General features: G+C 58.9%; 22 protein-coding genes, 1 tRNA gene, 2 rRNA genes and 1 pseudogene (1 of these 26 only partly in view). 17 read left to right on the forward strand and 9 right to left on the reverse strand.

Features of this window, described 5'->3' with window-relative positions; genetic code table 11:
* The 4 genes from LOY28_RS04865 to LOY28_RS04880 form a co-directional block, all read left to right on the forward strand.
* Window positions 1-484: ribosomal RNA gene (locus LOY28_RS04865) — 23S ribosomal RNA — on the forward strand (it extends 2,408 nt beyond the left edge of the window).
* A gap of 168 nt (window positions 485-652) precedes the next feature.
* Window positions 653-768, forward strand: a 5S ribosomal RNA gene (rrf, locus tag LOY28_RS04870).
* 153 nt (window positions 769-921) lie between these two features.
* Entirely contained in the window at window positions 922-1,587 is a 666-nt protein-coding gene (locus LOY28_RS04875) for a M24 family metallopeptidase (RefSeq protein ID WP_258613150.1), read from the forward strand.
* Between the two features lie 13 nt (window positions 1,588-1,600).
* Window positions 1,601-1,954, forward strand: coding sequence for a gamma-glutamylcyclotransferase family protein (locus tag LOY28_RS04880; protein ID WP_258613151.1), 354 nt, complete (start codon window positions 1,601-1,603; stop codon window positions 1,952-1,954).
* A 92-nt stretch (window positions 1,955-2,046) separates the two neighbouring features.
* Here the strand turns inward: LOY28_RS04880 and LOY28_RS04885 are convergent, their stop codons facing one another.
* The 6 genes and pseudogenes from LOY28_RS04885 to LOY28_RS04910 form a co-directional block, all read right to left on the reverse strand.
* On the reverse strand, window positions 2,047-2,430 hold the full coding sequence (locus LOY28_RS04885) for a hypothetical protein (RefSeq protein WP_018926722.1): 384 nt from the start codon (window positions 2,428-2,430) through the stop codon (window positions 2,047-2,049).
* A 229-nt stretch (window positions 2,431-2,659) separates the two neighbouring features.
* Window positions 2,660-2,881 carry a formate dehydrogenase subunit delta gene (locus LOY28_RS04890; RefSeq protein ID WP_018926721.1) on the reverse strand — a complete coding sequence of 74 codons (222 nt, stop codon included), beginning with the start codon at window positions 2,879-2,881 and terminating at the stop codon, window positions 2,660-2,662.
* A complete protein-coding gene (gene fdhF / locus LOY28_RS04895; protein WP_019581640.1) occupies window positions 2,878-5,766 on the reverse strand; it encodes a formate dehydrogenase subunit alpha in 2,889 nt (962 codons plus the stop codon). Before fdhF ends, LOY28_RS04890 begins: the two co-directional genes overlap by 4 nt.
* The gene (locus tag LOY28_RS04900; RefSeq protein ID WP_258613152.1) at window positions 5,763-7,325 is read right to left on the reverse strand and encodes an NADH-quinone oxidoreductase subunit NuoF; all 1,563 of its coding nucleotides are present in this window, start codon (window positions 7,323-7,325) and stop codon (window positions 5,763-5,765) included. Before LOY28_RS04900 ends, fdhF begins: the two co-directional genes overlap by 4 nt.
* Entirely contained in the window at window positions 7,322-7,798 is a 477-nt protein-coding gene (locus tag LOY28_RS04905; protein WP_018926718.1) for a formate dehydrogenase subunit gamma, read from the reverse strand. The genes LOY28_RS04900 and LOY28_RS04905 overlap by 4 nt, the downstream gene beginning before the upstream one ends.
* Window positions 7,799-8,459: 661 nt before the next feature.
* Window positions 8,460-8,588, reverse strand: a pseudogene (locus LOY28_RS04910) (DUF3077 domain-containing protein); the annotation flags it as partial.
* A gap of 130 nt (window positions 8,589-8,718) precedes the next feature.
* Here LOY28_RS04910 and LOY28_RS04915 point away from each other — a divergent pair.
* Window positions 8,719-9,468, forward strand: coding sequence for a tetratricopeptide repeat protein (locus LOY28_RS04915; RefSeq protein ID WP_258613153.1), 750 nt, complete (start codon window positions 8,719-8,721; stop codon window positions 9,466-9,468).
* On the opposite strand, the gene LOY28_RS04920 is transcribed toward LOY28_RS04915, so the two are convergent.
* From LOY28_RS04920 to LOY28_RS04930, 3 genes are all read right to left on the reverse strand, one after another.
* On the reverse strand, window positions 9,465-10,022 hold the full coding sequence (locus LOY28_RS04920; protein ID WP_258613154.1) for a hypothetical protein: 558 nt from the start codon (window positions 10,020-10,022) through the stop codon (window positions 9,465-9,467). The two genes, LOY28_RS04915 and LOY28_RS04920, sit on opposite strands and share 4 nt — an antisense overlap.
* Window positions 10,023-10,352, reverse strand: coding sequence for a hypothetical protein (locus LOY28_RS04925; protein ID WP_230139359.1), 330 nt, complete (start codon window positions 10,350-10,352; stop codon window positions 10,023-10,025).
* 162 nt (window positions 10,353-10,514) lie between these two features.
* Window positions 10,515-10,599: transfer RNA gene (locus tag LOY28_RS04930), tRNA-Leu, on the reverse strand.
* A gap of 107 nt (window positions 10,600-10,706) precedes the next feature.
* Between LOY28_RS04930 and queA the strand changes: the two genes are divergently transcribed.
* The 12 genes from queA (at window position 10,707) to LOY28_RS04990 (ending at window position 23,856) form a co-directional block, all read left to right on the forward strand.
* A complete protein-coding gene (queA, locus tag LOY28_RS04935) occupies window positions 10,707-11,756 on the forward strand; it encodes a tRNA preQ1(34) S-adenosylmethionine ribosyltransferase-isomerase QueA (protein ID WP_019651853.1) in 1,050 nt (349 codons plus the stop codon).
* A 14-nt stretch (window positions 11,757-11,770) separates the two neighbouring features.
* On the forward strand, window positions 11,771-12,886 hold the full coding sequence (gene tgt / locus LOY28_RS04940) for a tRNA guanosine(34) transglycosylase Tgt (RefSeq protein ID WP_019651852.1): 1,116 nt from the start codon (window positions 11,771-11,773) through the stop codon (window positions 12,884-12,886).
* A 43-nt stretch (window positions 12,887-12,929) separates the two neighbouring features.
* Window positions 12,930-13,265, forward strand: coding sequence for a preprotein translocase subunit YajC (gene yajC, locus LOY28_RS04945; RefSeq protein WP_007934009.1), 336 nt, complete (start codon window positions 12,930-12,932; stop codon window positions 13,263-13,265).
* Between the two features lie 63 nt (window positions 13,266-13,328).
* Window positions 13,329-15,197 (forward strand): protein translocase subunit SecD, encoded by a 1,869-nt coding sequence (gene secD / locus LOY28_RS04950; protein WP_018926707.1) that lies wholly within the window; start codon window positions 13,329-13,331, stop codon window positions 15,195-15,197.
* A gap of 9 nt (window positions 15,198-15,206) precedes the next feature.
* Window positions 15,207-16,121: a protein translocase subunit SecF gene (gene secF / locus LOY28_RS04955; protein WP_018926706.1), complete on the forward strand. Its 915-nt coding sequence runs from the start codon at window positions 15,207-15,209 to the stop codon at window positions 16,119-16,121.
* Window positions 16,122-16,241: 120 nt separating this feature from the next.
* Window positions 16,242-16,790, forward strand: a complete 549-nt coding sequence (locus tag LOY28_RS04960) for a glycine zipper 2TM domain-containing protein (RefSeq protein ID WP_018926705.1) — start codon at window positions 16,242-16,244, stop codon at window positions 16,788-16,790.
* 136 nt (window positions 16,791-16,926) lie between these two features.
* Complete coding sequence (gene xerD / locus LOY28_RS04965; protein WP_007934017.1) at window positions 16,927-17,823, forward strand: site-specific tyrosine recombinase XerD; 897 nt, start codon at window positions 16,927-16,929, stop codon at window positions 17,821-17,823.
* A gap of 264 nt (window positions 17,824-18,087) precedes the next feature.
* Window positions 18,088-18,819, forward strand: a complete 732-nt coding sequence (locus LOY28_RS04970) for a DsbC family protein (protein WP_018926704.1) — start codon at window positions 18,088-18,090, stop codon at window positions 18,817-18,819.
* Window positions 18,820-18,953: 134 nt separating this feature from the next.
* Window positions 18,954-20,258, forward strand: coding sequence for a homoserine dehydrogenase (locus LOY28_RS04975; RefSeq protein ID WP_018926703.1), 1,305 nt, complete (start codon window positions 18,954-18,956; stop codon window positions 20,256-20,258).
* 66 nt (window positions 20,259-20,324) lie between these two features.
* Window positions 20,325-21,734 (forward strand): threonine synthase, encoded by a 1,410-nt coding sequence (gene thrC / locus LOY28_RS04980; RefSeq protein ID WP_258613155.1) that lies wholly within the window; start codon window positions 20,325-20,327, stop codon window positions 21,732-21,734.
* A gap of 133 nt (window positions 21,735-21,867) precedes the next feature.
* Window positions 21,868-23,241 carry a transporter substrate-binding domain-containing protein gene (locus LOY28_RS04985; protein ID WP_086946352.1) on the forward strand — a complete coding sequence of 458 codons (1,374 nt, stop codon included), beginning with the start codon at window positions 21,868-21,870 and terminating at the stop codon, window positions 23,239-23,241.
* Between the two features lie 327 nt (window positions 23,242-23,568).
* Window positions 23,569-23,856, forward strand: coding sequence for a DUF3509 domain-containing protein (locus tag LOY28_RS04990; RefSeq protein ID WP_019581629.1), 288 nt, complete (start codon window positions 23,569-23,571; stop codon window positions 23,854-23,856).
* Window positions 23,857-23,958 lie beyond the last annotated feature (102 nt).

The raw sequence follows: 23,958 nt of genomic DNA on the forward strand, positions 1-23,958 counted from the left end.
GCTCAACGGATAAAAGGTACTCCGGGGATAACAGGCTGATACCGCCCAAGAGTTCATATCGACGGCGGTGTTTGGCACCTCGATGTCGGCTCATCACATCCTGGGGCTGAAGCCGGTCCCAAGGGTATGGCTGTTCGCCATTTAAAGTGGTACGCGAGCTGGGTTTAGAACGTCGTGAGACAGTTCGGTCCCTATCTGCCGTGGACGTTTGAGATTTGAGAGGGGCTGCTCCTAGTACGAGAGGACCGGAGTGGACGAACCTCTGGTGTTCCGGTTGTCACGCCAGTGGCATTGCCGGGTAGCTATGTTCGGAATAGATAACCGCTGAAAGCATCTAAGCGGGAAACTAGCCTCAAGATGAGATCTCACTGGAGCCTTGAGCTCCCTGAAGGGCCGTCGAAGACTACGACGTTGATAGGTTGGGTGTGTAAGCGCTGTGAGGCGTTGAGCTAACCAATACTAATTGCCCGTGAGGCTTGACCATATAACACCCAAGCAATTTGTATGCTTCGAGCTGAAAAGCGAAAGGGCACCAGATTGCGGTGTGTGAAGACGCAATGAACCGAAAGTTCGCAAGCATTCACAAAAACCGCACAAACTATCGCATACCCAATTTGCTGAAGCGTCGAAAGACGGTTCGGTACCCGAATTTCTTGACGACCATAGAGCATTGGAACCACCTGATCCCATCCCGAACTCAGAAGTGAAACGATGCATCGCCGATGGTAGTGTGGGGTTTCCCCATGTGAGAGTAGGTCATCGTCAAGATTAAATTCCGAAACCCCTATCTGCGTATGCAGGTAGGGGTTTTGTTTTGTCCGCAGGAAAGTTTCTTCAGCCTGGATCATGGCTATATCTTTTTTATCGAATATCGCAGTATATGAAAATATATAGCGAGAATTCGTACAAAAGGAATGATCGATGACAGCGGCCCTGAGCGGTAAAGAAGCAGTAGGCGAGCATTACACGTCGGAAACGATGCGCCATGCGCAGCAGATGACCTGGAAGGCTATCGAACAGATTGCCCGGGTTGTTTCTCCCGGCATGCGCGAGTCCGAAGCCCAGTCACTGGGTAAACAGGTTCTGTCGGAACTTGGCATGGATCGCATCTGGCACCCGCTGCTGATCCGCTTTGGCGCCAATACGCTCAAGACGTTCAAACAACGCTCCGATGGCGATCCTGTGTTGGGTGACGAAGATATTTTCTTCGTCGACATGGGCGCGGTCTGGCAAGGGCACGAAGGTGATGCAGGGGCGACGTTCACCACCGGTTCCGACCCGGAAATGATCGCCTGTGCTGCGGCCTCCCGGGAGCTTTTCAATAGAGTCGAAGGTTTTTGGCGCAGCGAGCGGGTTTCCGGCATGGAGCTTTACCGCTATGCGGCCGACCAGGCGCAAGCCATGGGGTGGAAGCTCAACCTGGACATCAAGGGCCACAGAGTCAGCGATTTCCCTCATGCCATTCACCGTGGTGGCGACCTCGGGGATTTAGACAAGTGCCCAACGACCGGCCTGTGGATTCTGGAAATCCAGATCGCCCACCCTGAGCGCCCTTTCGGAGCGTTCTACGAAGACTTGCTTATCTGATTAAGGAAACCTCATGCCAAACCAAACAGAGCAACCGGTTCTGCTGTTCTCCTACGGTACTTTGCAGGACCGGGCCGTTCAGCTGTCCACCTTCGGGCGCGAGTTGAAAGGGCGCCTGGACAGCCTGCCAGGTTACAAGCAGAACTTGGTCGAGATAACCGATCCGGCGGTGTTGGCGGCGAGTGGGAAAAGCCATCATCCGATCGTGCAGGAGAGTGGCGACCTGTCGGACAAGATCGCCGGCACTGTTTTCGAGATCACGGCCCAAGAGCTGGTCGCGGCCGACGAATACGAGGTGGCGGACTACAAACGCGTCAGTGTGACCCTCAAGTCCGGCATCAGTGCCTGGGTCTACGTGCGAGCCTGACTTCCGGAAGTTTCACGCCGACGGGCAAGGACTCTCGCCGGCGATGATCATGCAGGCCCAGGCTGAAGTTCAGCAATTGCCTGGGGGGATACTCATTTGCTGGGGAGGAGGATTACTGACCACACTACCAAAGTGATCGCTGCCGCCAACAGACTACACGTCCCGGCAATCAAATGACGGAAGGCGGGGTGTTCAGACTGCTTGAGTCTGGCAATCACCAAGAGCCATGTGCCGACGAAGGCGCCCATAACCGCCATCAACGTATAGAGTACGTATAAAACGATCCGTGCTGAGGAGGCTTCTCCGGGGGCAAGCCATCTATTGAACAAAACCAGCACCGCTATCCCGACAATAAAACTACCCACGGCACCTGCCAGGTTGGCGAGCCATAGATTCACAGCTCCGCGGTTCTTCACCACCCAAATCCACATCCCCACTGTCGCAGCGAGGAACACCAATACGCCAATTAGCAGCATTCAATCCTTTTCCTTGTTCGCCATAACCCTGAAACCGCCATTGGTCATCTTTGATGAGATGAGGCGATGGCAACACGATATCAAACCGATGGGATTATGCCGAAGGATGTTGCTGACTGATGTGGATTTTGGCTGCGTTTGGCTCCGTCACTCATTGAATACAGGGTCGACGTTAAAAACGCTGGAACGCTCCCTTGGCCCGTCTCAACAGGCCAAGGGATCTGTAAACCTAAGCCTCCCAGCCAGCCCCACTAACCGCTGCCTGCGCCAGCGGGTGCAAGTCTGCTCCCTGATGCGTCGTCTGCCAGGCCAGCAACTCCTTGCGCATGCCGGGCGTCCAGTACATCTGCAGATGATTGCGCACGCCGAGCACGGCCTGTTGCTGATCCGGTTCGCTGGCAAAGTATTGGGCGATCTGGTTGACCATCTTGATCAGGTTTTCCGTACTCATCGGCGTACCTCGGCTTTTGTCCCGGCGCTGCGTTCATGGCGACGTTCGTTGAGCAGGCGTTGTTGTTCGTCGCTGAATGCCTGATAGCGTTTTTGCCACTCGGAAGGGTGATAGACGCGGCTGACCTCCACGGCGGTGACCTTGTACTCCGGACAGTTGGTCGCCCAGTCGGAGTTGTCGGTGGTGATCACGTTGGCACCCGACTCAGGGAAGTGGAAGGTGGTGTACACCACGCCCGGGGCAACCCGTTCGGTGACTCGTGCCCGCAGTACGGTCTGGCCGGCGCGGCTGCCGATGCCGACCCAATCGCCTTCGTTGATCCCACGGCTCTCGGCGTCGGTCGGGTGGATTTCCAGGCGGTCTTCGTCGTGCCAGGCGACGTTTTCAGTACGCCGGGTCTGGGCGCCGACGTTGTACTGGCTGAGGATGCGTCCGGTGGTCAGCAGCAGCGGATAGCGACTGTTGACCTTTTCCTCGGTCGGCACGTAGCCGGTGAGCATGAAGCGCCCCTTGCCACGCACGAATTCCTCAATGTGCATGGTTGGGGTGCCGTCCGGTGCCGCGGCGTTGCACGGCCATTGCAGGCTGCCGTGACTATCCAGTGCGGCGTAGCTGACGTTGGTGAAGGTCGGCGTCAGGCTGGCGATTTCATCCATGATTTCCGACGGATGCTTGTAGTTCATCGGATAGCCCAGGGCGTTAGCCAGAGCCACGGTGCCTTCCCAGTCGGCCTTGCCGCCCAGAGGCTCCATGACCTTGCGTACCCGGGAGATGCGCCGCTCGGCGTTGGTGAAGGTGCCGTCTTTTTCCAGGAACGAGGCGCCTGGCAGGAACACATGGGCGAACTTGGCGGTTTCGTTGAGGAAAATGTCCTGCACCACGATGCATTCCATGGCCGACAGCGCCGCGGTGACGTGTTGGGTGTTGGGGTCGCTCTGGGCGATGTCTTCGCCCTGGCAGTACAGGCCCTTGAAGCTGCCGGCCAGTGCAGACTCGAACATGTTGGGAATGCGCAGGCCCGGATCGGGTTGCAGGGTGACGTTCCAGGCCTGTTCGAACTGCGTCCGTACCACCTCGTTGGAGACGTGACGGTAACCGGGCAGTTCGTGGGGGAAGGAGCCCATGTCGCAGGAGCCCTGAACGTTGTTCTGCCCACGCAACGGGTTCACGCCCACGCCTTCGCGACCGATGTTGCCGGTGGCCATGGCCAGGTTGGCAATGCCCATGACCGCGGTACTGCCCTGGCTGTGCTCGGTGACGCCCAGGCCGTAGTAGATCGCCGCGTTACCGCCGGTGGCATACAAGCGCGCAGCGGCACGGATATCGGCAGGTTCTACGCCGCAGACAGGGCCAAGGGCTTCCGGCGAGTTTTCCGCTCGGCTGACGAACTCTTTCCAGTGGGCGAAATCGTTGCCTTCGCAACGGGCGTCGATAAAGGCCTGGTTGAGCAAGCCTTCGGTGACGATGACGTGGGCCAGGGCGTTGAGCATGGCGACGTTGGTGCCCGGACGCAGGGCCAGGTGCAGTTCGGCGCGGGCATGCACCGTGTCCACCAGGTCAATACGGCGTGGGTCGATGACGATCAGTCGCGCGCCTTCACGCAGGCGGCGCTTGAGCTGGGAGGCGAACACCGGGTGAGCGTCGCTGGGGTTGGCACCCATCACCAGGATCACGTCAGCCTGCATCACCGAGTCGAAACTCTGTGTGCCGGCGGACTCGCCCAGGGTTTGTTTCAGGCCATAGCCGGTCGGTGAGTGGCAGACCCGCGCACAGGTGTCGACGTTGTTGTTGCCGAACGCGGCGCGCACCAGTTTTTGCACCAGGTAGGTTTCTTCGTTGGTGCAACGGCTGGAGGTGATGCCACCAATGGAATCGCGGCCGTATTTTTGCTGCAACCGGCGGAATTCGCTGGCGGCGTAAGTCACCGCTTCATCCCAGCTGACTTCCTGCCAAGGGTCGTTAATGGACTTGCGGATCATCGGCTTGGTGATGCGATCCGGGTGAGTCGCGTAGCCCCAGGCAAAGCGCCCCTTGACGCAGGAGTGGCCGTGGTTGGCCTGGCCGTTCTTGTCTGGAACCATGCGCACCAGTTGGTCGCCTTTCATCTCGGCGCGGAACGAACAGCCCACACCGCAATAGGCGCAGGTGGTGATCACACTGTGTTCGGGCTGACCCAGTTCGACCACACTTTTTTCCATCAGCGTCGCGGTCGGGCAGGCTTGCACACAGGCGCCGCAGGACACGCATTCCGAGTCGAGGAAGTCCTCGCCACCGGCGGCCGCGACCCGGGATTCGAACCCGCGCCCGGTAATGGTCAGGGCAAACGTACCCTGGGTTTCTTCGCAGGCGCGCACGCAGCGGTTGCAGACGATGCACTTGCTCGGGTCGTAGTCGAAGTACGGGTTGGACGTGTCCTTCACGTCGTCCAGATGGTTCTCGCCCTCATAGCCGTAACGCACTTCCCGCAGGCCGACCTGGCCGGCGACGGTTTGCAGCTCGCAGTTGCCGTTGGCCGAGCAGGTCAGGCAATCCAGCGGGTGATCGGAGATGTACAGCTCCATGACGTTGCGGCGCAGGGTCGCGAGCTTCGGCGTCTGGGTGTGCACGGTCATGCCTTCGCTGACCGGCGTGGTGCAGGATGCGGGGTAGCCGCGCATGCCGTCGATCTCCACCAGACACATCCGGCAGGAGCCAAAGGCTTCCAGGCTGTCGGTGGCACACAGTTTGGGGATGGTGGTGCCCAGCAACGCGGCGGCGCGCATCACCGAGGTGCCTTCGGGCACGCTGATGCTTTGGCCGTCGATGTTCAGGGTGACTTGCACCTGGCTTTCGCGGGCCGGGGTACCCAGATCCATATCGGTTTTCGGGTCGAATACAGTGATCATTGCTCGGCCTCCGAGGCTTGCAGACCGAAGTCGGCGGGGAAGTGCTTGAGGGCGCTGACGACCGGATAGGAGGTCATGCCACCCAACGCGCACAGCGAACCGTATTGCATTGTGTCGCACAGGTCCTTGAGGATAATCGCCTGCTCATCGCGACCGTTCTGGTCAGGCGCAGCCAGCAGGCGGTCTATCACCTCAACGCCCCGGGTCGAGCCGATACGGCACGGTGTGCATTTGCCACAGGATTCCTCGGCACAAAACTGCATGGCGAAGCGCGCCATGTGGGCCATGTCCAACGTGTCATCAGCCACCACCACACCACCGTGGCCGAGCATCGCGCCCATGGCGGCGAAGGCTTCGTAATCCAGCGGCGTATCGAATTGCGAGGGTGGCACCCACGCACCGAGAGGGCCGCCAACCTGCGCGGCCTTCAGCGGCCGGCCACTGGCGGTCCCGCCGCCGTAGTCTTCCACCAATTCCCGCAGGGTCAGGCCAAAGGCCCGTTCCACCAGACCGCCGTGACGAATATTACCCGCCAGCTGGAAGGGCATGGTGCCCAGGGAACGGCCCATGCCGTAGTCGCGATAGAACTGCGCGCCCTTGGCCATAATCATTGGCACCGAGGCCAGCGTCAGCACGTTGTGCACCAGGGTCGGCAGGCCGAACAGGCCCTGCAGCGCGGGGATCGGCGGCTTGGCGCGGACGATCCCGCGCTTGCCTTCGAGGGAGTCCAGCAGCGCGGTTTCCTCACCGCAGATGTAAGCGCCGGCACCGACCCGCACTTCCATGTCGAAGGCCAGTCCGCTGCCGCCGACATTGGCGCCGAGGTAACCGGCGGCCCGGGCGATGTCCAGCGCCTCGCGCAAGGTGGCCACGGCCTGTGGATATTCCGAGCGCACATAGATGTAGCCGTAGCTGGCGCCGACGGTGATGCCGGCAATGGCCATGCCTTCGATCAGCAGGAAGGGGTCGCCTTCCATCAGCATACGGTCGGCGAAGGTGCCGGAGTCGCCTTCGTCGGCGTTGCACACAATGTATTTCTGCGCCGCTTGGGTAGCGCGCACCGTGCGCCATTTGATCCCGGCCGGGAAAGCCGCGCCGCCACGGCCACGCAGGCCAGAATCGAATACTGCAGTCGCGGTCTGCTCGCCGCCCAGAGCGATGGCCTGGGTCAAGCCCTCGAAACCGCCATGAGCCCGGTAATCCTCCAACGACAGCGGCCGGGTAATACCGGCGCGGGCGAACAACAGGCGTTGTTGGCTCTTCAGATAAGGCAACTCCTCCACCAGCCCCAAGGCCAGCGGATGAGCGGACGGCTCGCCTTGCAGCGCATCGAGCACGGACGGCACATCGGCAGCGGTCAGCGGGCCGAAGCCGATACGACCTTGCGGGCTGTCCATTTCCAGCAGCGGTTCCAGCCAGTACAGGCCGCGCGAGCTGGTGCGCTGCAAGTCCAACGACAGACCGCGCTCCCGGGCCTGAGTGGTCAGGGCCACGGCCACCTCATCGGCGCCTACGGCACGGGCAAGAGAATCACAGGGCAGATAAAGCGTCGGCATCATGCGTCCTCCTGGCAAGCGTTGAGCAGGGCATCCAGGCGTTCGGCAGTGAGCCGCGCATGCACCTGACCATCCAGCTCCAGGGCAGGCGAGCAGGCGCAGGCGCCGAGGCAATACACCGGGCGCAGACTGATGTTGCCGTCGGCACTGCTGCCGTGGTCGTCCAGTTGCAGGCGGTCGCGCAATTGCGCCGCGAGCTGCTCGGCACCGCGGCTCTGGCAGGACTCGGCCCGGCACAGACGCAGGATATGTCGGGCAGGAGGCGCGGTACGGAAATCATGGTAGAAGCTGATCACCCCGCGAACCTCGGCCTGACTCAGGTTGAGGGCGTGGGCAATCTCGGGAACGGCGGCATCGGGGATATAACCGATGCCCTCCTGAATTTCATGAAGGATCGGCAACAATGCGCCGGGCAAACCCTTGTGGCGCTCCAGCAGGCTGTTGACCATAGGCAGGTGCAACATCTCATCAGACATACAGCATTCCTCACGGTCACGGACAAACCAGGCGGTTGTCGGTCGTCCGAAAGTGTCGGCTGCGGCGTTCACACCACGTCACGGTTTCGTGGCATTTTCAGACCGTTGGCCAGGGCACCCTGAGTGGGCATCTTGTTGTGCCCGGCGCGGTCTTTGCCGCACCTCTTCAGGCATATCACGCAGCTTGCCACGCCGCCTTTGAATCATCCGCACCAAAGCGACGTGTTCGGTTCTGCCTACGACTATCCATTAAGTCTAGATGAGCGGGGCGTGGGGCGTTCGCTCACTGACCTAATGCCCTGAGGGCCTGTCGATGCCTGATATATATCAAGCATCACAGGTAAGAAACAGCATCAGATCCGTGGGCAATTCCAGGGAGCAGATGCGTTGATTTATTGCGCTGTAAACCAAAGGCCCTATAAACATTCACGCTGGATAAAAAGCCCCGCTTTGATCTGATCAACTAAAAGCCCCGAAAAGCTCGGGGCTAACAATCCCTGTCAGACAACCGCAACCCCTGTAGGAGCGAAGCTTGCTCGCGAAAGCGCCAGCTCAGCCAACATCAATACTGATGCCCGGCCACCATCCCAAGCAGCTCACTCCCACAGGCGTCATACCGGTCACCCACCGGCATCAAAACCATCCCGCCATTCTCCAGCCACTACCCTTCAGATGTCGCCGCCCGCTCAGGTGCCGGCGCAGAATCTCGATCCCGCGCAAGCACCTTCACCGCATCATCAACCACCGCCTTACTCATCGCCGTCAAATAATGCGCAGCCCAGGCATGGCGGCTTCAGGTATCGCAAAAAATGTCACCGCCGTCAGATGGACCGTCCCCTTTTTATGCAATTGTTTCTCCCGCACGACAACGCTACCCTTTACGCCGTTTGGAATTTAAGTTTTTAACAGGAAAAAATAATATGGATATTCAGCACTTCTATCCTTCAGTGCGCCGCTTTATAAAAATTGACGCGATCATACTGCTTTTTATTACCCCGCTTTTTGTTCATGCGGACATTACAGAGGAAGAGGCGACGGCTAACTGTCTTAAAGTTAGTGAATACTCCGCCGAGGGCGGAAAGTATTACAAGCTTAAGCAATACGCCAAGGCTCGGGAGCAATACGAGCGGCAGGTCGGCTGGTCGGAGAGTTGTCAGCTAGGCGAAGAGGCAGTTGCGATGGCCTACAATAACGTCGCTCTCACCTATGTACACGAAGGCAATTACCTTAAGGCCCGGGCATGGCTGAATATTCTTCCAAACGACAAAAAGTCGATTTTCAACCTTGAAAAATTCAGTAGCGATATAAAAAACTCGGTAGAGAAACTGTCTGCTAAGTCAGAAGGACAATATTGGCAATATGCCGGGGCGTCGTTATGGAGCACCATGACTATCAAGCCGCAGGGTCAGAAATACAAAGTTGATTTTCAGGGTTATTACACTGGCCTGATGGCGATGTACTACGGTCCCAATATAGGTGAGTTTTCAACGGTATTAGAGGTTGATAATGGCAAGGCTAAATACGCCATGAGCGGAGATGACGAAGGCGACTGCGTATACGACTTCGACATTAAAAAAGATCTGCTCACTGTAAAGCGCACGGCAGGTGAGTGGTGCGGCTTTGGTCATAATGTGGGAGCTGAAGGCGTTTATAACAGGGTTGAGTTCTAGCAGCTTTCTTGAAATTCGCGAAATTTGGTAAACAGCCGAAACCCTACATAGTCGGACTGGCATTTGTACGAGTGTCGGTAGTAGCAATTCCAGTAACTGATCATGCGTGCTTGCGTCGTTTGAAAGTACGCCTGATTGTCCCGAATAAAACGACCGTAAAGCGCCGGATCGAACTTGGGTAGGTGCGCTTCAACGGTTTCTAGAATCTGGATGACGTACTCGCCTGTCAGTTGCAACACGAACGGGACAATCCAGGGGGCATGCACTGAGAGAATCCGTTCCAATTGACGTTGGCGCACATGACCATCGTGGTGCCGTGTCAGAAGGCACGAGTACAAAAGGCTCTGGGTTTCACTCAAGTAGTCAAAGGCTGTCTCATAACCTAGGTCATAAATCCGGTAGGGAATGATCAACTCCTCCTCACCGACTCTGACCTCTATGAATCGATGCATTTCCACACGCGCCTGGCAGAGCAGCCCTATAACCTGGTCGAGAGCCTCTGCCTCTTGTTTAAGAAAAGCCGGAAACGCCTGGTTTGCACACTGCATTTTCATTCACTGAATATCTTTCAAGTATTCCTTAAGGGCAATGAGCGGTGTATCAAGCTGTTCCATCGTCTGCGCAGCGCTGAAATCTCCTGACAATCTATCCAGCTCTCGACCCAGCGGCGTACCACCCCCACCTATCGCCTCAAGCGCCAACTCCACGCATTCACCCACTTTGACCTTAATGGTCTCGACATCCCCTCGCCGCACCAGCAACTCAAACACATCCCGCTGGTAATCACCCATGACCAGATCGTCACGCAAAATCGGACTTGAATCTTCCGTCTCATAAGCCAGCTTGAGAGAGAAGAGGGCAACAGTTTCCAGCTGCAATTCCATGGGGGAATCCTTGTGAAATGTTCCACCGGTGCGGGACGTGCGTGACAAGAAGCAAGATCAAAAGATCGCAACCTTCGGCAGCCCCCACACGACAGCGGTGCGGGCAATGGCTTTTCTACAGGCGAAAAAAAAGGCCTTGCAAAGCAAGACCTTTCTTAATTTTGGTGCCCCGAGGGAGACTCGAACTCCCACTCCTTTCGAAAACGGATTTTGAATCCGCCGCGTCTACCAATTCCGCCATCAGGGCTCAATGGCGGCGAAGTATAGAGAGGTGAATACCGCTGGTCAATCAGGTACATGGAGAATTTTTGATATTTCCGCTAGACTTCCCGGCCCTGCTAGACGAACCCCATCATGCGCGTTGCTGACTTTACCTTCGAGCTCCCTGATTCGCTGATTGCTCGCCATCCTTTGGCCGAGCGTCGCGGTAGTCGCCTGTTGACCCTGGATGGGGTCAGCGGCGCCCTGGCACACCGTCAATTCACTGATTTGCTTGAGCATTTGCGCCCAGGCGATTTGATGGTGTTCAACAATACCCGGGTGATTCCGGCGCGGCTGTTTGGCCAGAAAGCTTCCGGCGGCAAGCTGGAAATTCTGGTGGAGCGGGTGCTCGACAGTCATCGCGTGCTGGCCCATGTGCGTTCCAGCAAATCGCCCAAGCCCGGCTCGAAGATTTTGATCGACGGCGGTGGCGAGGCCGAGATGCTGGCGCGTCACGATGCGTTGTTCGAACTGGGGTTTGCCGAAGAGGTGTTGCCGCTGCTCGACCGCGTCGGGCACATGCCGTTGCCTCCTTATATAGATCGCCCGGATGAAGGCTCGGACCGCGAGCGTTATCAGACGGTGTACGCCCAGCGCCTGGGCGCGGTGGCGGCGCCGACGGCGGGGCTGCATTTTGATCAGCCGCTGATGGAGGCGATTGCCGCCAAGGGCATCGAGACCGCATTCGTGACCTTGCACGTCGGCGCGGGCACGTTCCAGCCGGTGCGCGTGGAGAAGATCGAAGATCACCACATGCACAGCGAATGGCTGGAAGTCGGCCAGGACGTGGTCGATGCCGTTGCGGCCTGCCGCGCTCGTGGCGGTCGTGTGGTGGCCGTGGGGACCACCAGCGTGCGTTCCCTGGAAAGTGCCGCGCGCGATGGCGTGCTCAAGCCGTTCAGTGGCGACACCGATATCTTTATCTACCCGGGTCGGCCGTTTCATGTGGTCGATGCTCTGGTCACCAACTTCCATTTGCCCGAATCCACGCTGTTGATGCTGGTTTCGGCGTTCGCCGGTTATCCCGAGACCATGGCCGCCTATAAAGCCGCCGTCGACAACGAATACCGCTTTTTCAGCTACGGTGATGCGATGTTTATCACCCGTAATCCCGCACCACGTGGCCCTGAGGACAAAGAATGAGTCGCCAAAGTCGTATGTCGTTTGAGTTGCTTGCTACTGACGGCAAGGCGCGTCGCGGTCGTTTGACCTTCCCGCGCGGTACCGTCGAGACCCCGGCCTTCATGCCGGTGGGCACGTACGGTACGGTCAAGGGCATGCTGCCGCGGGATATCGTCGCCACCGGCGCGGAAATCATTCTGGGCAACACTTTCCACTTGTGGTTGCGTCCTGGCACCGAAGTGATCAAGAAGCACGGCGACCTGCACGATTTCATGCAGTGGAAAGGCCCGATTCTGACCGACTCCGGCGGTTTCCAGGTGTTCAGCCTGGGCGCCATGCGCAAGATCAAGGAGGAGGGCGTGACCTTCGCTTCTCCGGTCGACGGCGCCAAAGTGTTCATGGGCCCGGAAGAGTCGATGCAGGTCCAGCGTGACCTGGGCTCCGACATTGTGATGATTTTCGACGAATGCACCCCGTACCCGGCCGACGAAGACGTCGCTCGCGTATCGATGGAGCTGTCGTTGCGCTGGGCTCAGCGTTCGAAAAACGCCCATGGCGACAACACGGCGGCGTTGTTCGGCATCGTCCAGGGCGGCATGCACCAGGATCTGCGCATGCGCTCCTTGGAAGGCCTCGACAAGATCGGCTTCGACGGCCTGGCCATCGGCGGTCTGTCGGTGGGCGAGCCCAAGCACGAGATGATCAAGGTGCTCGATTACCTGCCGGGTCAGATGCCGGCTGACAAACCTCGTTACCTTATGGGCGTTGGCAAACCGGAAGATCTGGTTGAGGGTGTGCGCCGCGGTGTGGACATGTTCGATTGCGTGATGCCAACCCGTAATGCCCGCAACGGGCATCTGTTCATTGATACAGGCGTGCTGAAGATCCGTAACGCGTTCCATCGCCATGATGATTCGCCGCTGGATCCGACCTGCGATTGCTATACCTGCCAGAATTTCTCCCGCGCTTATCTGCATCACCTGGACAAGTGCGGCGAAATGCTGGGAAGCATGCTCAATACCATCCATAACTTGCGCCATTATCAAGTGCTTATGGCTGGTTTGCGCGAGGCTATTCAACAGGGTACATTGGCCGCCTTTGTCGATGCCTTCTACGCCAAACGCGGGTTGCCTGTTCCGCCTTTGGACTGAGTTTTCTGACCCCAAGATTCAACATTTGCAACTGGAGTGCTAAATGAGCTTTTTTATCTCTAATGCCATGGCTGACGCTGCTGCACCTGCGGCAGGCCCGATGGGCGGCGGCTTTGAGTGGATTTTCCTGGTCGGTTTCCTGGTCATCTTCTACCTGATGATCTGGCGTCCACAGGCCAAGCGCGCCAAAGAGCAGAAGAACCTGCTGAGCAGCCTGCAAAAAGGTGACGAAGTTGTGACCACCGGTGGTATCGCCGGCAAAATCACCAAAGTGTCCGACGACTTCGTGGTTCTGGAAGTTTCCGACACCGTTGAAATGAAGTTCCAGAAAGGCGCCATCGCCGCCACGCTGCCAAAAGGCACGCTCAAAGCGATCTAAGTTACAACTTCTACTCAATCGACGGGGCGCGCAAGGCGCCCCGCGTCATAAGCGGGCGGCGTGATGCTGAACAAATACCCTCTGTGGAAATACATTCTGATCCTGGCGGTGCTGGCGGTCGGTCTGATTTATTCCGCTCCCAATCTATATCCTGATGACCCGGCCATTCAGGTCAGCGGTGCAAGCACTGCGCTGCAAGTCAATCAGGCTGATCTGGACCGTGTGAGCACCGCGCTCAAGGAATCCGGGATCAACGTCAAGGCGGCCACGCTGGCGGCAAACGGCAAGGGCGGTCTGATTCGCCTGGTCAAGGCTGAAGACCAGTTGCCAGCCAAAGACGTTGTGCGCAAGGCATTGGGCGATGACTACGTCGTTGCACTGAACCTGGCGCAAACCACCCCGCAATGGCTGCGCAGCCTGGGCGCGCACCCGATGAAGCTGGGTCTGGACTTGTCCGGTGGTGTGCACTTCCTGCTGGAAGTGGACATGGACAAAGCCCTCGACGCACGCCTGAAAGTCTACGAAGGCGATGTGAAGAGCCTGTTGCGCAAAGAGAAACTGCGCTATCGCAGCCTGCCGCAACTGGGCGGTGCCATTCAGCTGGGCTTCACTGATGAAGACTCCCGCGAACAGGCCCGTGCGCTGATCCGCAAGAACTTCAACGATTTCGACATTGTTCCGGCCGACCTCAATGGCCAACCGGTACTGCGTCTGGCGATGACCCCGGCCAAGCTGGCGGAAATCCGTGAATACTCCATCAAGCAGAACTTGACCACGGTACGTAACCGCGTCAACGAGCTGGGTGTTGCCGAACCTATCGTTCAGCGCCAGGGCGCCAACCGCATCGTGGTTGAGCTGCCGGGCGTGCAAGACACCGCAGAAGCCAAGCGTATCCTCGGCAAGACGGCCAACCTGGAGTTCCGTCTGGCCGCTGAGCCTGGCGCTTCGAAAGCCACTTCCGAGGAATTCGAGTTCCGTGAAGGCAAGCGTCCTCCGGCTCTGATCGAGCGTGGCCTGATCATCACCGGCGACCAGGTGACTGACGCCAAGGCCGGCTTCGGCGAGCACGGTACGCCAGAAGTGAACATCCGTCTGGATGGTCACGGTGGCGAGCTGATGAGTCGTGCGACTCGCAGCAACGTCGGTCGCAGCATGGCGGTGATCTTCATCGAACAGCGTCCGGTCACCACTTACGTCAAGCAAGTGGTCAACGGCGTCGAGAAAGACGTGCCGGTTCAGACGTTCAAGGAAGAGAAGAAGATCATCAGCCTGGCGACCATCCAGTCGCCGCTGGGTGCCCAGTTCCGCATCACTGGCCTGAACGGCCAGGGCGAATCGTCCGAGCTGGCGCTGCTGCTGCGTGCCGGTGGTCTGGCGGCTCCGATGTACTTCGCTGAAGAGCGCACCATTGGCCCAAGCCTGGGTGCCGACAACATCACCAAAGGTATCGATGCATCGTTGTGGGGCATGCTGTTTGTCTCGCTGTTCATCATGGCCATCTACCGCTTCTTCGGCCTCATCGCCACCGTTGCGCTGGCAGTGAACATGGTGATGCTGCTGGCCTTGATGTCGCTGCTGGGTGCAACGCTGACCCTGCCGGGTATCGCCGGTATCGTATTGACCATGGGTATGGCGGTCGACGCCAACGTCCTGATCTTCTCGCGGATACGTGAAGAGATCGCGGCCGGCATGACCGTACAACGGGCAATCAACGAAGGCTTCGGCCGGGCATTCACCGCGATTCTCGACGCCAACCTGACAACCTTGTTGGTGGGCGGGATTCTCTTTGCCATGGGCACCGGCCCGGTCAAGGGTTTCGCCGTGACCATGTCCCTCGGGATCTTTACCTCGATGTTCACGGCCATCATGGTGACCCGCGCGATGGTCAACCTGATCTTCGGCGGTCGTGACTTCAAGAAGTTGTGGATTTAAGGGGCTGCCATGTTACGTACAATCAACTTCATGGGCGTTCGCAACTTTGCGTTCGGCGTCACATTGTTCCTTACCGCGCTGGCAATGTTCAGTGTCTTTCATAAGGGCATGAACTGGGGCCTGGACTTCACCGGCGGTACGCTCATCGAGCTGACCTACGAGCGTCCGGCCGATGTCACCAAGGTGCGTGAGCAACTGGCTACAGCCGGTTATCACGAAGCCATCGTGCAGAACTTCGGTGCGACTACCGATCTTCTGGTGCGCATGCCTGGCGAAGACCCGCAACTGGGTCACCAGGTGGCTGAAGCGCTGCAGAAAGTCGGCGGCGACAACCCGGCTCAGGTCAAGCGTGTCGAGTTCGTCGGCCCGCAGGTGGGTGAAGAACTGCGCGACCAGGGCGGCCTCGGCATGCTGATGGCACTGGGCGGCATCCTGATCTACCTGGCTTTCCGCTTTCAGTGGAAGTTTGCGGTCGGTGCGATCGTGTCCTTGATCCACGACGTTATCGTGACCGTCGGTATCCTGTCGTTCTTCCAGATCACCTTCGACCTGACGGTGCTGGCGGCGGTACTGGCGATCATCGGTTACTCGCTCAACGACACCATCGTGGTATTCGACCGGGTTCGTGAGAACTTCCGCGTCCTGCGCAAGGCCAGCCTGATCGAGAACATCAACATCTCGACCACGCAAACCCTGCTGCGGACCATGGCGACGTCGATCTCCACCTTGCTGGCGATCGCGGCCCTGTTGTTCTTCGGTGGCGACAACCTGTTCGGTTTCTCCATTGCCCTGTTCATCGGTGTTCTGGCGGGTACTTACTCCTCGATCTACATCGCGAACGTGGTGCTGATCTGGCTGAACCTGAACAGCGAAGACCTGATTCCTGTGGCAACGAGCGAGAAGGAAGTCGACGACCGCCCATAACGGTTATCTTTTTCCTGCTGCAAGCCGAGAAGGCGCGAGTGTTGAACTCGCGCCTTTTTTTATGCTCCAAGGCTGGGAGAAGCGCGGGTATGTCCCGTCTGTTATAGCCAGGAGGTTCATGTGAACAAGTCGTTGCTGGTTGGTGCGGTATTGGGTGCTGTCGGTGTGACTGCCGGTGGTGCTGTTGCCACCTACAAACTGGTTAAAAGCGGCCCTGAGTATGCACAAGTGCTGGCCGTTGAACCGGTCAAGACACAAATCAAGACTCCACGTGAAGTGTGCAAGGACGTTACGGTGACCCGGCAAGCGCCGGTGAAAGACCAACACCAGATCGCCGGTACGGTGGTCGGCGCCCTGGCTGGTGGCCTGTTGGGCAACCAGATCGGCGGCGGTACAGGCAAGAAAATCGCCACAGTGGCCGGTGCGGTCGGCGGCGGTTATGCGGGTAACAAGGTGCAGGAAGGCATGCAGGAGCGTGACACCTACACCACGACTCAGACTCGCTGTAACACGGTCAATGACATCAGCGACAAGGTCGTAGGCTACGACGTTCGTTATTCGCTGGACGGCAAGGAAGGCAAGGTGCGGATGGATCGCGATCCGGGCAATCAGATTCCGGTCGACAAGGATGGCAAGCTGATCCTGGGGCAGAACGAACCGGCCCGGTAATGAGCTGAGCGTCTACTCAAAAAGAAGCATCCCGCAAGGGATGCTTTTTTTGTGCCCGAATTTCATGTGTCACCTTCAACGTGTTATGCAAGACTCTTCATTTTTGCGGCCTTTTGCCCGCCAGTCCTGAGCCCCCATGCCTGCCATCGATCATCCCCTGATAGACCAGTTCCTCGACGCCCTGTGGCTGGAGAAAGGCCTTTCCGATAACACCCGCGATGCCTATCGCAGCGACCTGGCCTTGTTCAACGGCTGGTTGCAGGAAAAAGGCCTGGAGCTGATCAACGCCGGGCGCGAGTTGATCCTCGATCACCTGGCCTGGCGCCTGGAGCAAAACTACAAACCCCGTTCTACGGCGCGATTCCTCTCCGGCGTGCGTGGTTTCTATCGCTATTTGTTGCGGGAAAAGCTGATTGCCGTCGATCCGACCCTGCGCGTGGATATGCCGCAACTGGGTAGGCCATTGCCTAAATCCTTGTCGGAAGCCGATGTGGAGGCCTTGCTGGCCGCGCCGGACTTGAGCGAGGCCATCGGTCAGCGTGATCGCGCCATGCTTGAGGTGCTTTACGCGTGTGGCTTGCGGGTGACGGAGCTGATCAGCCTGACGCTGGAGCAGGTCAACCTGCGCCAAGGCGTGCTGCGGGTGATGGGCAAGGGCAGCAAGGAACGTCTGGTGCCGATGGGCGAGGAGGCGATTGTCTGGGTCGAGCGTTACATGCGCGATGCCCGTGGCGAGTTGCTGGGCGGGCGTCCCAGCGATGTGCTGTTCCCCAGCCAGCGCGGTGAGCAGATGACCCGCCAGACCTTCTGGCATCGCATCAAGCACCAGGCCAAGGTCGCCGGGATCGGCAAGTCGCTGTCGCCGCATACCTTGCGTCATGCCTTCGCCACGCACCTGCTCAACCACGGTGCCGACCTTCGGGTGGTGCAAATGTTGCTCGGCCACAGCGATCTCTCCACCACCCAGATCTATACTCACGTCGCCCGGGCGCGCTTGCAGGATCTGCATGCCAAGCATCACCCCAGAGGCTAATCAATGCGGGATGGTTACAAACCCTGTGGCGAGGGGGCTTGCCCCCCGTTCGGCTGCGCAGCAGTCGTCAAGCCTCACGCCTCGGTCCATATGTCGGATAGGGATCGCCAAAGAGGGGCTGCTTCGCAACCCAACGGGGGCAAGCCCCCTCGCCACACGGGCCTTATGTGGTAGGCTTTGCCGGTTTGCACGATGGGCGGTTATGACCCGGTGTTTCGGCACGGGCGTTCTGATCGTCCCATTTGTCCGCCTTCAGGAGTTCTCATGCGTCTGACCCAGATTTTCGCCGCTGCAGCCATTGCGTTGGTCAGCACCTTTGCCGTCGCCGATGACGCGGCCGACCAAGCCATTCGTAAAAGCCTGGAAAACCTCCAGCTCGACGTGCCGGTCGAAACCATCACCGCCAGCCCGCTGCCAGGTCTGTACGAAGTCAAGCTCAAGGGCAGCCGCGTGCTTTACGCCAGCGCCGACGGCCAATACGTGGTTCAGGGCTACCTGTTCCAGCTCAAGGACGGTAAACCGGTCAACCTGACCGAGAAGACCGAACGCCTGGGCATTGCCAAACTGATCAATGGCATTCCTGTGGCTGAAACCGTGGTCTACCCGGCCATCGGCGAAACCAAGTCGCACATCACCGTGTTCACCGACACCACTTGCCCGTATTGCCACAAGCTGCACGCCGAAGTGCCTGAGCTGAACAAACGCGGCATCGAAGTGCGTTATGTTGCGTTCCCGCGCCAGGGCCTGGGCTCGCCGGGTGACGAGCAACTGCAAGCCGTGTGGTGCTCCAAAGACAAGAAAGCCGCCATGGACAAGATGGTCGATGGCAAGGAAATCAAGGCCGCCAAGTGCGATAACCCGGTGTCCAAGCAGTTTGCCCTCGGTCAGTCGATTGGCGTGAACGGTACACCGGCCATCGTTTTGGCTGACGGTCAGGTCATTCCGGGCTACCAGCCTGCGCCACAAGTCGCCAAACTGGCACTGGGCGCGAAGTAAATTCGCATCGTCACGGCCAGCCTTTGACGAGCGTGGTCCGGCGGCAGCATTTGCCGGGCCATCAATAGAGAGCCGCGAACCTGCGGCTGTTTTCACGGCCGGCCTCGAGTCGGCCGTTTTATGGGGAGTTCACAGTGAAACCGGTCAAAGTAGGCATCTGTGGGTTAGGGACCGTCGGTGGCGGTACCTTCAACGTACTTCAGCGCAACGCCGAGGAAATTGCTCGTCGTGCCGGGCGTGGAATCGAAGTGGCACAAATTGCCATGCGCACGCCAAAGCCTCAGTTCCAGACGACCGGTATTGCGATTACCAACGATGTCTTCGAAGTGGCCACGAACCCTGAGATCGACATCGTCATAGAGCTGATGGGCGGCTATACCGTTGCCCGCGAGCTGGTACTCAAGGCCATCGAGAATGGCAAGCATGTGGTCACCGCGAACAAGGCACTGATTGCCGTTCACGGTAATGAAATTTTCGCCAAGGCTCGCGAGAAGGGCGTGATCGTTGCGTTCGAAGCGGCCGTGGCCGGCGGCATCCCGGTGATCAAGGCGATCCGTGAAGGCCTGTCCGCCAACCGTATCAACTGGGTGGCCGGCATCATCAACGGCACCGGCAACTTTATCCTTACCGAAATGCGTGAAAAAGGCCGGACCTTCGAAGACGTGCTGGCCGAAGCGCAGGCCCTGGGTTACGCCGAAGCCGACCCGACGTTCGACGTCGAAGGCATCGACGCCGCCCACAAGCTGACGATCCTGGCGTCCATCGCGTTCGGCATTCCGCTGCAATTCGACAAGGCCTACACCGAAGGCATCACCAAGCTGACCACCGCTGACGTGAACTACGCCGAAGCGCTGGGCTATCGCATCAAGCACCTGGGCGTGGCGCGCAGCACCGCGGCCGGTATCGAGTTGCGCGTGCACCCGACGCTGATCCCGGCCGATCGCCTGATCGCCAACGTCAACGGCGTGATGAACGCGGTGATGGTCAACGGTGATGCTGCCGGTTCGACCCTGTTCTACGGTGCTGGTGCCGGTATGGAACCGACCGCTTCGTCGGTAATCGCCGATCTGGTGGACGTGGTTCGCGCCATGACCTCCGACCCGGAAAACCGTGTACCGCACCTGGCCTTCCAGCCGGATTCGCTGTCGGCCCACCCGATCCTGCCGATCGAAGCCTGCGAAAGCGCTTACTACCTGCGCATTCAGGCCAAGGACCATCCGGGCGTGTTGGCCCAGGTGGCGAGCATCCTGTCGGAGCGCGGCATCAACATCGAATCGATCATGCAGAAGGAAGTCGAGGAACACGACGGCCTGGTGCCGATGATCCTGCTGACCCATCGCGTGCTGGAACAGCACATCAACGATGCGATCGCTGCCCTGGAAGCCTTGGCGGGCGTGGTCGGTCCGGTTGTACGGATCCGCGTCGAGCACCTGAACTAAGCCGTTATCGTTCACCGGGCCCGCACGCGGGCCCGGCATTGCGAACACTGTCCATTGGAGTCAGTCATGCGTTACATCAGTACCCGCGGCCAGGCACCGGCCCTGAATTTCGAAGACGTCCTGCTGGCCGGTCTAGCCACCGACGGCGGTCTGTACGTCCCGGAAAACCTGCCACGTTTCACTCAGGAAGAAATCGCTTCCTGGGCCGGCCTGCCGTATCACGAACTGGCCTTCCGGGTGATGCGCCCGTTCGTCACCGGCAGCATCCCCGATGCCGATTTCAAAAAGATTCTTGAAGAAACGTACGGCGTGTTTTCCCACAACGCCGTGGCGCCGTTGCGTCAGCTGAACAGCAACGAATGGGTGCTGGAGCTGTTCCACGGCCCGACCCTGGCGTTCAAGGACTTCGCCCTGCAACTGCTCGGTCGCTTGCTCGACTACGTACTGGAAAAACGCGGTGAGCGCGTGGTGATCGTCGGCGCTACCTCCGGTGACACCGGTTCGGCGGCCATCGAAGGCTGCAAGCATTGCGAAAACGTTGACATCTTCATCCTGCATCCACACAACCGCGTGTCCGAAGTGCAGCGTCGCCAGATGACCACCATCTTCGGCGAGAACATCCATAACATCGCCATCGAAGGCAACTTCGATGACTGCCAGGAAATGGTCAAGGCGAGCTTCGCCGACCAGAGCTTCCTCAAGGGCACTCGCCTGGTAGCGGTGAACTCGATCAACTGGGCGCGGATCATGGCCCAGATCGTTTACTACTTCCACGCAGCCCTGCAACTGGGTGGCTCGGCGCGTTCGGTATCGTTCTCGGTGCCGACCGGCAACTTCGGCGATATCTTCGCCGGTTACCTGGCGCGCAACATGGGCCTGCCGATCAACCAGTTGATCGTCGCCACCAACCGCAACGACATCCTGCACCGCTTCATGAGCGGCAATCAGTACGTCAAGGAAACCCTGCACGCCACGCTGTCGCCGTCCATGGACATCATGGTCTCGTCGAACTTCGAACGCCTGCTGTTCGACCTGCACGGTCGCAACGGCGCGGCGATTGCCGGTTTGATGGACACCTTCAAGCAGGGCGGCGGTTTCAGCGTCGAGCAGGAACGCTGGACCGAGGCGCGCAAGCTGTTCGATTCGCTTGCGGTGGATGACGCCCAAACCTGCGAAACCATTGCCGAAGTCTTCGAGCAAACCGGCGAGCTGCTGGACCCGCACACCGCCATCGGCGTGAAGGCCGCGCGCGAATGCCGTCGCAGCCTGGATATCCCGATGGTGATCCTGGGCACGGCTCATCCAGTCAAATTCCCGGACGCGGTGGAAAAAGCCGGTGTAGGAAAAGCACTCGAACTACCTGCACATCTTTCTGATTTGTTTGAGCGAGACGAGCGTTGCACCGTGTTGCCGAATGACCTGAAAGCCGTGCAGGCCTTTGTCAGTCAGCATGGCAACCGCGGCAAGCCACTGTAACCGGTAAAAGCTGTCACATTTTGAAGCCCGTCTCCTGACGGGCTTTCTCATTTCTGCATGCCACACTTGTCGGGTTTCGTAAATGAAGAGCCGCCCATGAAGGGCGGGCGAGACGATCACCAAGGAAGTGGCAATGCTGTTTTTTAGAGGGTTTAAACCAGCTGCGTGCTGGATATTTCTGGTCGGCGCCATGAGCGTTGCTCAATGGGGGCTGGCGGCGCAATTGGCGGCTTATGAGCCCCGGGGGGCGGTCGCCGAGGCCGCTATCGGGCTAGACGCTCAGGAGCTGCAATGGATTGCGGAACATCCGACGGTCACGGTCGCGTCGGCGCAGTACCCGTTGTATCTGTTCAAGGATGAGCATGGACACTGGAGCGGGTTGAACAACGATGTGCTCAACCGCATCAGCGCCATGACAGGGCTGAAGTTCCTCCATGAAGAGACGTTTTCCACCGATCAATTGCTGGAGCGGCTGGAAAGCGGCGCGGCAGACATTAGCACCACACTGGCAATGAGTGAGGAGCGCAAGGAGTTCCTGGATTTCAGTCATGCGTTCGGTGGTGCGGGCTGGGTGTTCGTCGGGCGAGCGGGCGCGCCAGCGGTGCAATCCATGCAGCAGCTGTCGAAAAGAGTACTGGTGCTGCCAGCCCGGCATGCGCTGGAGGCGACCATTCGTCGCGACTATCCGTCCATCGAGCTGCGTTCGGTCAAAACCTACGCCGAGGCCAGGGCGCTGGTCGAAAGCGGCGAAGCCTACGCCACCATCGAGAATGAAACCGGGGCGCAGCTCTATCCGTCAGGGCAGCTCAAGGTGGGCGATACGGTGGAGGGTAAATGGGAAGCTGATCATCTGGCGCTACGCAAAGGGCAGCCGCAATTGTTGAGCATCCTCAACAAGGCGCTCGAAGCGTTTCCGCCTGCCGAATTACGCGCGATTCGCTTGAAGTGGCTCGATGGCATTGTTCCCGTACAGACGCCTTCGACCTGGCAGCAAATAACCGAATGGGGCTGTTGGAGCGTTTTTTTCGCCAGTGTTTTTGCGCTGCTATCCCTGCTGTGGAACCGGCGACTCACGGTGTTGATCCAGCAACGTCGGGACGCGGAAAAAGATCTCAATGACCAGCTCGCCTTCCAGCATGCCTTGATAGACGCCATGCCCGATCCGATGTTCGTGCGTGATCTGGAGGGGCGCTTGATCATGTGCAACAAGAGTTATGAAGAGGGGTTGTCGACCCGTTTCGACCAGATTCAGGGGCGTCGACTGATCGAACTCGATGTCTTGCCCAAAGAAACCGCCGAGCAACTGCACGCCGAGTTCATGGCCCAGCTCGGTACGCGCAAGACCCGCTTCAGCGAACGTCAGTTGATGTTCAAGGACGGCGTCAGGGACATCTATCAGTGGACGGTGCCGTTTTACAGTGCCGACGGTCAATTGCGAGGACTGCTGGGCGGATGGACCGATCTGGCCAAGCGGAGACAAGGCAGGCGTAAAGCGCAATGCCTGTAGCAGCTGCCGAGCCTGCGAGGCTGCGTTCGGCTGCGCAGCAGTCGTAAAACCTGCTTGCAAGGTCTGACTGAAGCACCGCGTGGCCTGGATTCACGACTGCTGCGCAGCCGAACGCAGCCTTCGACAGCTGCTACAAGGAATGCGTCTCGGGTGAAAGGGTTTAAACGCGGCTGTTTTTTTACTGTCATCTTTTCCGGGCATGCTTTATCCACCAGAGGCGCCGGTGCGCCTGCCGTTGGAATCCAGAACTTTCTTCTCGGGCCTGGGGTCATTTACTGTGGATACGCCCCAGGCACTTTGTTTGCGGACTATTGAGTGGTGATCGAGATGGAAAGTATCAGTCTATTGCTCGGCGAGGCTCTGAGCCCGTACCAAGTCACGTTGACCCCATCGGGTGCCCATGGCGAATGCCTGGTGACGCTCAAGAGTGCGACCGGCGCTATCGTGGTCGAACGGCTGTTCAATCAGGCCCAGTTAACCGATAAACGTCTGCTGACGGATGTCGTCGACGGCTTGCACCGTGACGTGCTGATCGCTGAAGGACGCCTGGAGCCCTGTGTTATCGCGGCGTTGCGCAATGCTGCTCAGGACAAGCGCCTGGCCAGCCGAAATTGAAGTGTTTTTTGTGGGAACCTTCCTGCGCCAAGGTCAGTCAGACCATGTAACGGCAGGATCAAGCATTGTGCTCCGGTGCTTGTAGCTTGCTGCTACGGGTCT

Origin of the sequence: Pseudomonas sp. B21-017 (genome assembly GCF_024749245.1) — a bacterium.
Lineage (GTDB): Bacteria > Pseudomonadota > Gammaproteobacteria > Pseudomonadales > Pseudomonadaceae > Aquipseudomonas.